The sequence below is a fragment of the Planktothrix rubescens CCAP 1459/22 genome, assembly GCA_904830895.1.
Lineage (GTDB): Bacteria > Cyanobacteriota > Cyanobacteriia > Cyanobacteriales > Microcoleaceae > Planktothrix > Planktothrix agardhii.
The window spans coordinates 948,618-959,749 of sequence record LR882958.1 but is presented as its reverse complement, the minus strand read 5'-3'; the positions used below and the strand labels follow the sequence as shown (position 1 = coordinate 959,749).

Annotated in this window: 9 protein-coding genes; 2 read left to right on the top strand and 7 right to left on the bottom strand. The window is 40.2% G+C overall.

The window, feature by feature from the left end; translation table 11 throughout:
- Positions 1 to 80: 80 nt before the first annotated feature.
- On the bottom strand, positions 81 to 3,125 hold the full coding sequence (locus NMG86_RS04545) for a HEAT repeat domain-containing protein (protein WP_026797108.1): 3,045 nt from the start codon (positions 3,123 to 3,125) through the stop codon (positions 81 to 83).
- Between the two features lie 256 nt (positions 3,126 to 3,381).
- Here NMG86_RS04545 and NMG86_RS04540 point away from each other — a divergent pair, with 256 nt between their 5' ends.
- A complete protein-coding gene (locus tag NMG86_RS04540) occupies positions 3,382 to 3,774 on the top strand; it encodes a hypothetical protein (protein ID WP_026788856.1) in 393 nt (130 codons plus the stop codon).
- A gap of 216 nt (positions 3,775 to 3,990) precedes the next feature.
- Here the strand turns inward: NMG86_RS04540 and NMG86_RS04535 are convergent, their stop codons facing one another.
- Entirely contained in the window at positions 3,991 to 5,085 is a 1,095-nt protein-coding gene (locus NMG86_RS04535; RefSeq protein ID WP_026797107.1) for a Get3/ArsA fold putative tail anchor-mediating ATPase NosAFP, read from the bottom strand.
- Between the two features lie 107 nt (positions 5,086 to 5,192).
- Between NMG86_RS04535 and NMG86_RS04530 the strand changes: the two genes are divergently transcribed.
- Positions 5,193 to 5,681 (top strand): DUF29 domain-containing protein, encoded by a 489-nt coding sequence (locus tag NMG86_RS04530; RefSeq protein ID WP_026788854.1) that lies wholly within the window; start codon positions 5,193 to 5,195, stop codon positions 5,679 to 5,681.
- A 199-nt stretch (positions 5,682 to 5,880) separates the two neighbouring features.
- Here NMG86_RS04530 and petP read toward each other — a convergent pair whose 3' ends face one another.
- From petP to opcA, 5 genes are all read right to left on the bottom strand, one after another.
- The gene (gene petP / locus NMG86_RS04525) at positions 5,881 to 6,087 is read right to left on the bottom strand and encodes a cytochrome b6f subunit PetP (protein ID WP_026788853.1); all 207 of its coding nucleotides are present in this window, start codon (positions 6,085 to 6,087) and stop codon (positions 5,881 to 5,883) included.
- Positions 6,088 to 6,170: 83 nt separating this feature from the next.
- A complete protein-coding gene (locus NMG86_RS04520; protein ID WP_026794544.1) occupies positions 6,171 to 6,383 on the bottom strand; it encodes a hypothetical protein in 213 nt (70 codons plus the stop codon).
- A gap of 146 nt (positions 6,384 to 6,529) precedes the next feature.
- Positions 6,530 to 8,011, bottom strand: a complete 1,482-nt coding sequence (locus tag NMG86_RS04515; RefSeq protein ID WP_026797106.1) for a dolichyl-phosphate-mannose--protein mannosyltransferase — start codon at positions 8,009 to 8,011, stop codon at positions 6,530 to 6,532.
- A gap of 71 nt (positions 8,012 to 8,082) precedes the next feature.
- Complete coding sequence (locus NMG86_RS04510; RefSeq protein WP_026797105.1) at positions 8,083 to 9,426, bottom strand: hybrid sensor histidine kinase/response regulator; 1,344 nt, start codon at positions 9,424 to 9,426, stop codon at positions 8,083 to 8,085.
- 317 nt (positions 9,427 to 9,743) lie between these two features.
- Positions 9,744 to 11,075: a glucose-6-phosphate dehydrogenase assembly protein OpcA gene (opcA, locus tag NMG86_RS04505; RefSeq protein ID WP_026788849.1), complete on the bottom strand. Its 1,332-nt coding sequence runs from the start codon at positions 11,073 to 11,075 to the stop codon at positions 9,744 to 9,746.
- Positions 11,076 to 11,132 lie beyond the last annotated feature (57 nt).

Below are 11,132 nucleotides of genomic sequence, written 5' to 3'. Positions count from 1 at the left end.
AGTCTTTTAACTTACTTTAGGTTAAACGAATCGCACCTTAACTTCTGTAGTCTGTACTCCGCACCCTATAATCCTTATCCCTACTTAACTCCAAGCTGCATCATTAACTCCTCAACTTGGTTTGCGACTAAATGATCGGGATCATTTTGTAGCATTGGCAATAATTCTATCAAAGCCCGTTCAGATGCAATCTTTAGATATGCTAAGACAGCTTCTCGAACAAACCCGGTGGGATGACGTAAGCACATCAAGGCTTGTTCAGCCGTTAAACTCCATCGGGAGCTTTTGGCGACATGGAAACAACAAGCCAAAGCCCAGTCCGAGAGAAAATGACGTAACTCTAATAAACGGCGTAGGCGATCGCTTGGTTTCAGGGGTTGATAGCTAACTAAATCGGATAAATTCTGCAATTTCTCTAATTTAGAGTGTTGATCAAGAATGCTAATTAATGCCCGTTTATGGGCAATATCAACAATATTATCAATAATTTCTAACCCCCGTGCCACATTATCTGAAGAATTTGACTGAACATTAAAGGATGCTGCTTGAATGGAGTCATGGGGATACAAAAACTTCATTAACAAAAAGCAACGATCGACCGCATCAATTTCTAATCCTTCCAGGGCGCGTTTTAATAACTGTTGGGGAGCATGAATATCAGGGACAACCGGATCGAAGGGATCAAAGGTATCTGAATCTTCATCTTCCGAGTCCGACAGCATAGGTGTTTCTAGGGACAAATCCAGCAAAGCCGCATAAATCTGACCGATGAACATTAATTCCTGCTCAATTAAAATTTCTACCCCGGTGCGTCCGACCCGATCTAATACTCCTTCAATTCCAGCATCTTGAGGAATTTTTAGCAAAATTCTCAGGATATTGCGTCGGGTAGTTCCCCAGGAAATCATCAATTCACCGATCAGGGTATCCAGGGCTTCGGTAGTACCAATTTCGCCCAGGGCTGTCCAAGCCTGTAAGCGCACCAAATCCGGTTTATAGATATCACTAGCTTGCTGGATTAACAAAGGAATTGCCTCATTCCCTAATCTCACTAAAGCCTGTAAAGCCGTATCCCTTGTGGAACGATAGCAGAGAGCTTTCATTAAAGAAGGATAGTATTCTTCCAAATGGGTAGAGGCGATCACATCTAATAATGCACAACGGACGCGCAAAGATTCATCCTGTAACAAATCGTTAAGATAGAGCCGCAGTCCTTGTAAATAGTCAGCTTCTCCCAGGGCGCGGACTCCCATCACCCGTTCCCGTTCTTGGCCGTTGGTAATCATCCGCCGGATGGTATTGGTGGCGGCGGCCTTTTGTTCGCGATCGCCTCGACGCAAAATCAAGGCCCCGGCCGTTCCCCGCACCACCGGATCAACCTGGGGTTGGAGATAGGGGCGCAACTGTTCCATATCGGGACTGGTTTCGGTTAACCACAGATATCGCAAAGCCAGGGCCAGGACTTCCGGGGCCAAAGTCCCTTGGGTAAAAGCTCGGATTTCCTCCAAATAGGCGGGATTGGGGTGATTGAGCATAATTTCCAAGCTCTGACGCTGTAACCCTGGGGAAAGACTACCCAGGAGGGGAACCAGGGTTTCACCGACATTTTTCGCATCCAGTTGACTCAGAAGTTCAATACAGGAGCGTTTATCGGCTTCTTCTCCGGGTTTCTTCAAGGTTTCCACCACATTCCGCTTGAGTTGGGGCATATCAATATCCGAGACACTCAGCCGCCCCCGTTCGGCGCTCCGAACCAATAAACTCACATATTGGGCGCGAATTAACCAAACCACAAATAACCAGACGAAGGCCATGAGGATGATCAGACCGACGAACATTAATCCCTGTTGAGTTTGTAACTGGGTTTGGGTCGATTCGGGAAAAATCAACCGCGAAATCCAGAGGGTAATTAAAATCAGTACCCCCGTCACCCCCGTGGACATCGGTTCAAACACCCCGTTTACCATTGATTGAATATCGCTGCGAACGTGATCCGGCAATGGTTGGAACAGGACGGCTCCGGTGGTTTCAATTAAGGTGTAATGGAATAATTCATCTAAAAATCGCAGGATCACAAATCCTATAAAAACAGAAAATATTCCGGTAATTCCCCCAATCAGGGAAATCGTGCCTAAAATAATCACCCCAACGGGTAAAACAATGGCGGTGACAAAGACTCCCGTGCGTTCAACTAATCGGCTAGACCCAAACCACTGAGTTAGGACTTGAGCTACACTCAAAATCCCTTCAAAGATTCCCAGGAAGCTAACAATCCCACTGGCTCCGGCCGTATCGCTTTGAAATTCTAATTGACTAAAAAATTGAAAATCGACTAATACATATAGGGCTTCTGCTAGAACAAAAAACGAGACTAGGGGAATTACATAACCCAACACCGGGCCCTTGAGATTACGGGTACTAAATTCTTGTTCTTCATCTTCCGGTGTCCAGCGTGTGGAGTCGGGGAAGGATTGACCGTAGCGTTTGGATAGATAAAATAAAATTACGGCGGCTAGGAGTACCATCACCCCGGAAACCAAAGTGACGTTATTCAGTCCCACCACTCTTAATAGTAGGGGAAGGGAAAACCCACTAATCACCCCGGCGACTAGAAATCCACTACTAATAATTGGATAGGTGCGTTTAATTTCTCGAATATTAAACAGTTGGTTGGCGGTAATCGCATTATTTAAGTCGTTGAGAACATAAGAGGCTTCCACCCATAACCACATTAAAAATAGGGTGATAAATTGAAGACTTAACCCTAATATTTTGATATCGGATAATCCTAGTCCCCAACGAAATAAAAATAGGGGTATTGCCATGATCACAAAGATAATGACAATCGCTTGACGTAGGGGAAAAACCTTTTGCAGCGATGAATACACAAAGCCCAAGCCTGAACCCATCCCAGCACTGGCGATATAGATCCAGGGTAATTTATCAGCGCCGTATTCATCCAGGAATAAACCCACGGTACTGAGTTCTAACCAAATTAACCCCACGGACGCTAAGGTGTAGACCAAAAACATCAGTAGGGTTCTTTCTACTTCTTCCTGACGGAGATTCAGTCCCCGCAGCACCCCCTGTCCCAGCATAGCGGAACCACTGACTGGTTTTTCCATGCGATGCCCAAACCCCTTTTTGTGATGATCAAAATCTCTGAATAAAGTTTAACTGATTTATCGCCCCTCTTGAGTTGGAGTTGAGGGTTGGTGGTTTCTGCTCTACAAATATTAATGTTTCTCCTTGATAAACTCTCCTACCTTAGAGGTAGACTAGAAGTAATAGAAAGCAACGAAGATAACTCACTGTCCAAGCTGTTGCCATGTGCCCAAGCTTCCACAAACCTTTAATTTTCTACGTTTGAGTCCAGTTATTATGAACGCAGATACCTTTAACACCCATTCTGTTACCTGCCCAATTTGCCATCATACTAGCATTTTGCCCTCAATTGGAATGTTAGGTGGACTCTTTACTTGCCCTCACTGCCATACCAATTTTGTCCTGAGTCACAGTGGTCATTATGTGCGAGATCCCTTTTGCCTCCAACAGTGTGCCGTTGCCCAAATGCTCCGACGCCAAAGTCATCCCCTTGCACGAATTCTACGAGATTTAAGCTTAACGAAAGGATTACCACTTTTAGCGATTATTAGCAGTCTTTTGTTCCTGGGAATATCCCTGACAATTAATGAAAAATTAAACTTAAATAATCAAACTATAGATTCTCAAGTAGAACCTTCACCCCGTTCTTCTTCCTCTGAACCCTATTAATAATTTAAGGTAATGGGTAATGGGTAATGGGAAATTACGAACTACGAATTACGAATTACGAATTACGAATTACGAATTACGAATAGGTAATTGGTGATAGTGGTTTGTTTTTCGATGAATAAATTAATAGTTAACGATTAACTATCGCACTGATGACTGATGACTGATAACTGATAACTGTTAACTGATAACTGTTAACTGATGACTGATAACTGATTAAAAGCTAATCGTTAAATAACCGTTTTGAAACTTGGCTCCAGTTACGGGTTTTCCGGTTAAGGCTGGGGGAAGGAAGATATTCCGCCGTTGATCTCCGGCTTCTATCGTGACTTCTGGGCCGTATTGGGTTAGCTTGACTTGTTTTTTATCAAAACTGGGCAGAAACAGGCTAACCTTGCGTTGTGCCACATCAATACTAATTGGTTTTGGCGCTAACCCAGCCTGGGTAAAATCAGGTAAAGACTCGATCAGAGGTTGCCAACTTTGACCCGAACGTGGGGGAATTACACTGACTTTTAAGGGATCAAATGCCTCTGTAATTGCTTCTGTTAGGGATGTTTGGTTTAATAGCATCCCGCCCACGGTGAGTCCCACCTGTTGGGCACTTCCCCATAAATATCTAGCTGTGGCGATCGCCACTTCATCTTGGGTACTAACTAAATAAGCCGCCACTCGCTGAGGATCGGATACCGCCGTTTTCCCTTGCTCCAAGATATTATTCATGTCTTGAGTTGGTTGGGCAAAAGTATCCCCAGAAATATCAATATTCAGAACACTACTGGCAATCGGTTGTACAAAAGGAGAAAGGGTTTTTCCCAAATCCGACTCCATAAATACATTCCGAAAACGGCGTAAATACCAGCTTAAAATCTCTGGCATTCCTAACATTCTCAGGGTATCTTGACTGGCTAACCCATCATAAACAATTACATCATATTCGCCACTGGCATCATATTGGCGAATCGCGTTGAGGGCCAGGGCACTATCCATCCCGGGTAAAACTCCCAATTCCTGACCATAAACATTCCTAAAAAACGGGGTACGAACATATTGGTTTTCCAGCTTTTTTACTTCTTCCCAACTGCGTTCGAGTAAAACTGCACTTTTCAATTGTACGGCTTTTAAATGGGTGGCGATTTCCGTTGGATCACACCCCACTTCCGTTTCTAGTAGGATATTCCAGGCGGGACTACCATCTTGTCCGACTAATAATACCCGCTTCCCACTGGCGGCCAATTGTTGAGCGGCTGCGATCGCCAGTGTTGTCCGACCCGTACCCCCCTTGCCCAAAAATGTTAATGTTAAGGCCATTTATGATTTTCCTAATCTCGTTTATGGAAACTTGATCCTACAACAAATCAATTAGAATAGGTATACGGCAATCCGGTATATTTTCAACTCATCAAGGAGCTAATTTGATGAACTCTGAATTATCACTCAAACTCAACCAACTTTATGAACAAGATTTCCATTTATGGGTACAGCAAACGATTCAATTGCTAGAAAGCAAACATTTTGAAGAATTAGATTGTCAAAATTTAATTGAAGAATTAGACAGTATGGGAAAAAATGATAAAAATGCCTTAAAAAGTAATCTGAGGATTTTATTAATGCACTTACTGAAATATAGATTTCAGCCAGAAAAACGTTCTAATAGTTGGCAATATACAATCATTGAGCATCGTCAAAGGATTGAAGATGCACTCGAAAACAGTCCCAGTCTCAAGCCATTTTTAGAAAATATTTTTATACAATGTTATCAAGGTGCTAAAAAATTAGCAGCCGCAGAAACAGGTTTACCCCGTTCTTTTTTTCCTGAAAATTGTCCATTTTCTATTGAAGAAACACTAAACATTGATTATTTACCCGATTCCGATAATAGTCATATATATAGCAATCCTCAATAGGTTGTGGTAGGGGCAATTCATGAATTGCCCCTACCACAAGGATTAAATTTCAAAAAATATTACAACTTAAATAGGATTGCTATAGAAGCGAATGACATTTTGACAATTTCCAAAAATCAAGAGGATGATCCATAATAGCCCGAAGCCAAACTTGCAGATCATCCCCTTAACATTTCCCGTCCCCCGCCGTATGGGAATATTAACGAGAAACTTCTAGTTCATCTTCAAAGAACCAAGTTGCTGCTTTATTATCGAGTTGGACAATAAAACCGACTCCACTCCCATCTACCATTTTGAAGCCTTTGACAGTTCCAAAAGGATTTTGCTTGAGTTGAGCGATAATATCGGCAGGGACTCGCTCTATAACTCGACGAATCTTGACTCTTTGACCAATTTCGATTGCCACGTCCGGTGTTCTCCTTGGGGTATTAACCAATTCACAATTTAGTTTAATATGTCCTTGCCCCAGATTATCGAAAAAATGGGCAACTAAGAGGGAAAAACCCCATCTTTGAGTCCAGACAAGTTAATATGGATATTTGGGGTGGCTATTTTGGGGTTGGCACTGGATCTATTTTTTGGGGATAGACCCGCTAAAGACCAGGTTAAACTTAAAACTGCTAGTTTAGCGATCGCATCTAATTGTTTTTCTTGGGATTCTGGTACGGGGTATTCTTTGGAATCAGAGTTATTGTTATTCATAAAATTATATTTTTTAGAACCTATTACAAGTATTCACGATCTAGCTTGAGATTTCCGCAATATCTATCAAGATTATTTGTGATCATTATTACCAATTAATGTGATGAATCTCACCTTTTATTCTAAATTGGGATCAGTCCCAGAAGCTAAATCCAAGATCGAAACCACATCCGCAGTTGCCATTGTAGAGGGGATAAAGGCAGTCCCAAATATAAGGGCATCCAATACAAAAAACCAAATAAAACCAGGAATATGATCAGAAATCCTAGCCACCGAAATTGTTTATTATGACTATATAACCATCGTTCTACCCACCAAGCTAAAGCCATACAGCTAAACACAAATCCGGTCATATAGTGATAAATAAATAAACAGCGAGTAACTCTCACCCAGGGTAATAAATTTGCTAACCAATTCAAACTTAAAAATAGAGCCAACCACAGTTCCGGTGTCGGCGGAAATTCTAGGGATAATCTAGGTTTTAAATAGGGAAATCTAACAGATAAAGCCATCCAAACTCGTTGAATTAACAGAAAACATAATAATAAACTTGCTAAGGTCGATAACCACCATAAAAAGGGATTTCCCATCGCATGAACTGAATAAATAATGGGAAGTTGATCGGGATAACTTAAAGGTAAAGTTGGATCAAGGGGAGTGGTAGTATCAACTTTCTGATAAAAATAGGCAATTGGTCGTAACATCAGAATCCAACTGTACCATTTAGAACAGTAGGGATGAACTTTTGTACCATCTCCTAAGTTATGATGATAAGCCCAAATTTTAGCTTGAAGACCCCAAAAGGGCGGATCTGGATTTTGTTGTAAATGGGGAAGCCAACCGATCCAATAAACCAGAATAGGAATGATAATTAAGGTGACTAGAATAATAATTGTGGTGAGTTGATTTAGATTTTGTAAGGGAGATTTAAAAGATGTTTCTGGGATTATTTTTTTTGAATTTTTGGTACAATATTGAATCAATCCTGAGACTATTAATATTAAATAAATCCCCAATAAAAATCCTAATCCATTCCATTTAGTTAGGGCTGCTGCTCCTAATCCAATTCCGGCTAAACCCATCCAAAACCAATGGTTAATCCCTTTTTTATGTAAAGCCTTTAAAAAAAATAGTTGTCCTAATAATCCAAAAAATACAATATAAATATTACTCAGAGCATAGCGAGATTCTACTAGAAATAATCCATCTGTTGCCATTAAAAAGGTAGCAATTAAAGTATAACTGCGACGTTGAGTTAGTTGATAGGCGATCGCACCTACAATTAAGGGAATAAACGAACCAAATAAAGCATTAAACCACCGATAACTCCAAGTAGATAGGGTCGAACCCGTTAAATTATTAATGGTTTCTTGTCCGAAGGGTAGTTTAGATCCGAGCCAAATTCCAATGGCAATTAAATATTGACTTAGGGGGGGATGGGAATTAAAAAAAGGAGTTTCAGTTAAATAATTATTAGCAAATTGAGCAAAATAAACTTCATCAAAAACCAAACTATTAAATCGGCCTAAACCCCAAAATCTTAAAAGAATAGACCCAATAAATATTGAGATCATTCCCAAAGTAAAACTAGATAATTTGAGTTGAAATTTATATTTTGTATCAGTCATTATTTTTGGATTTAATTCCTATGTTGGGTCTGATAGTAGAGACTCACCATGGCGCGTCTCTATACTGATTACTAATTAATGATTTCTAATTCTCTACAAATCGGAATCTCGATAATAAATTCCGATCCTTTTCCTAACTGAGAACGACACAATAATCGCCCTTTGTGGGTATCTTCAATAATCTTTCGACTAATGGATAGTCCCAGTCCCGTGCCTTTTCCTACAGGTTTAGTGGTAAATAAATAATCAAAGGCACATTTTTTAGTATCTTCAGACATTCCCGTCCCATTATCCCTAACTGAAACAGCAACAGCACGACTATTAGAAACCAGATAGGTTGAAATTATAATTTGATTCGGATGTTGCAGTAATTCTTGATAGGATTTAGTGGCGCTAGATTCATTTAAGGCATCAATAGCATTATTAATTAAATTCATAAACACCTGATTTAATTGCCCCGGATAGCAGTCAACTAAAGGCATTTGACCATACTTTTTAATCACCTTAATATCAGGACGGTGATCGGTTGCTTGTAATAAATGTTTCAGGATTAATAGGGTACTTTCTAACCCTTCATGAATATTAAAAGGAACTTGAGCCTTAATATCGCTCCGAGAAAAAGTGCGTAAACTGGTACTAATATTAGAAATTCGATCTGTGCCTAATTTCATAGAAGAAATCAATTTAGGTAAATCTTCGATTAAATAGTCTAAATCAATGGATTCAGCATAGGCAAGAATAGAAGGATCGGCATTAGGATAATAACTTTGATACAGTTTTAAATGCTGAATTAAATCCTTAATATAAATATTAGCATGATTCAAATTACCCGCAATAAAGTTAATCGGATTATTAATTTCATGGGCTACTCCAGCAATCAAATGCCCTAAAGTTGACATTTTTTCACTTTGTACTAATTGCATTTTAGACTGTTTTAAATCTTCTAATACTTGGGATAATTCGGCTGTTCTTTCTAAAACCCGTTGTTCTAATTCTTGATTTTTTTCTAATAATTGTTGTGTTAAAGAACTAATTTTTAAATGAATTTTAATTCTAGCAATCACTTCTTCAGCTTGAAACGGTTTAGTAATATAATCCACAGCCCCAATTGATAAGCCTTTGACCTTTTCTAAATTATCCATCACTGCGGTCATAAAAATGATCGGAATATCATGGGTTGAAGCATGACTTTTCAGGTGTTTGCAGGTTTCAAACCCATCGGTTTCGGGCATGACCACATCTAATAAAATCAAATCAGGTTGTTCAGTTTCCGCAACTTGAATAGCTTGATTACTATGGTTTGCGATTAAAATTCTCCAGCCACAATTATTAATAAAACCTGATAATAAATTAAGGTTTGTTGGGCTATCATCGACAATTAGTATGGTGGTTTCTTTGAATGAGTTGGAGTGCATATTAAATGGGATTATGATTTATGGATCAATCGAAATTGTTCCAGCAGAAAGCAAATTACTATCTCAACTCAACTTAATTATAAATATTCGTAGCCGTTGATCAATGAATTTATTTTCAATGCCTCCCAAAAGGAAACAAAAGACACAATACCCCCAACCTGTTGAGTATCTAAACTTATATGGAACTATTTAGATTATATTTTACGTTGACTGATCATGATTTGACAATGACACCCATCACAACTAATGGCGGACTCAACAAAAAACACCCCATCATGGGGTGCAACAAAGGGGGCTATTCTTACTTGAATCTGAACTTATTGTAACTTCAGAATTTGAGCCGTTAGATCCAGACTTTCCTCATAGAGAACATCCCGTCCCCAACGCTGTAACTGTTGAGCCATAAGGGATTCCGCTTTTTGATCCGTGGCGGCGATCACTTGTTCAGTCCGACAAGATTGGGCACTTCCTCCGGCTTCCATCCGCATACATCCGGTGGTTTCCGAACATAAAATTGTGCAGCAGTTGGCGTTAGGATTACTAGAAGTTAACCGTAACCCCACTAAATCTCCTGGAATTTCACCATAATCCGCCGTGGGAATTGCCGCGAGTTCGGCCATAATTTTTTTATCATTCGGCCCGATAAACTCCATAAGTTTTAAATCATAATCCCCACCTTTAGCTACAAAAGAAACAGGTTTCCATTCCAAACGACTCGCAAACCACCCCAAAAACATTAGGGCTTGAGCCGCATTGCCTTTTTCATAGTCAATGGTGATATTATCAATTTCGACCAAGGAAGCTCTACGTTCTGGGGGGTCAAAGGCAGAGGCAGTTAATTCTTGCCAAGGGGAAAGTCGATGCCAATTCAAGTCAGCAATATAGGTTTCCTGTTCAATCAAATCGTTCATTTTTAACAATTCTGATTCTGGATCACTAAAATAAGAGGAATCCACAATCACACAATTACAACAACCCGCTAATTGTTTAAACAATTCCTGCTCTGGGTTAGGTGTGGCTTTCCACCAAACAAACTTAGGTAAATCGGGAATCATCAGGGAGGAAACCACACTTCCCACCCGTTCTAAGGCTGCTTTTGTGCCTCTGAGGGTAATATATTCACAACAGACTAACCCTTCTTCACTTTTTTTCTGAATCGGGCAGTAGGCAGAAACCTGGGCTGTGACTCCGGTATCCTCTCCTACAATTGGACACAGGGTAATAATCCGACAGGGATTTTGAGCGGCAATGGTTTCACTAATACTAAATCCCCGTCCATCCAGATTCGGAATAATTTGATCTGCGGGGGGAAGTTTGGCAAATTCTTGGCGTAATTTTAGCAAGGTATCGGGGTCAACTCGCCCGTTAATCGGCAAATCATAAATTCTCTGGGCTTCTTTAATCGCATCCCGGGTTGATGTTCCATGAATCCCATCAATATTGCCGAGATAAAACCCTAAAGCTCCTAACAATTGTTGAAATTCTTCGGGTTCATAAACCACCATACTAAAGGTAGCCGCCCGGGTAGCAATGGCGGTGGTTTTACTACTTCCAATATTCTGACTTAGCCAAATACTACTTAACTCAGCTTCAATTTGACTGAGGGAAATATCCTTGGGTTTTTGTAATGCAACAAGTGGTGTAGTCATAATCAGTTATCAGTTATCAGTTAACAGTTATCAGTTATTAGTCATCAGTTATTAGTG

Bases quoted from the DNA above. Each gene is read 5' to 3' on its own strand.
- NMG86_RS04545 (WP_026797108.1), bottom strand. From the start codon at position 3,125: ATGGAAAAACCAGTCAGTGGTTCCGCTATGCTGGGACAGGGGGTGCTG.
- NMG86_RS04540 (WP_026788856.1), top strand. From the start codon at position 3,382: ATGAACGCAGATACCTTTAACACCCATTCTGTTACCTGCCCAATTTGC.
- NMG86_RS04535 (WP_026797107.1), bottom strand. From the start codon at position 5,085: ATGGCCTTAACATTAACATTTTTGGGCAAGGGGGGTACGGGTCGGACA.
- NMG86_RS04530 (WP_026788854.1), top strand. From the start codon at position 5,193: ATGAACTCTGAATTATCACTCAAACTCAACCAACTTTATGAACAAGAT.
- NMG86_RS04520 (WP_026794544.1), bottom strand. From the start codon at position 6,383: ATGAATAACAATAACTCTGATTCCAAAGAATACCCCGTACCAGAATCC.
- NMG86_RS04515 (WP_026797106.1), bottom strand. From the start codon at position 8,011: ATGACTGATACAAAATATAAATTTCAACTCAAATTATCTAGTTTTACT.
- NMG86_RS04510 (WP_026797105.1), bottom strand. From the start codon at position 9,426: ATGCACTCCAACTCATTCAAAGAAACCACCATACTAATTGTCGATGAT.
- opcA (WP_026788849.1), bottom strand. From the start codon at position 11,075: ATGACTACACCACTTGTTGCATTACAAAAACCCAAGGATATTTCCCTC.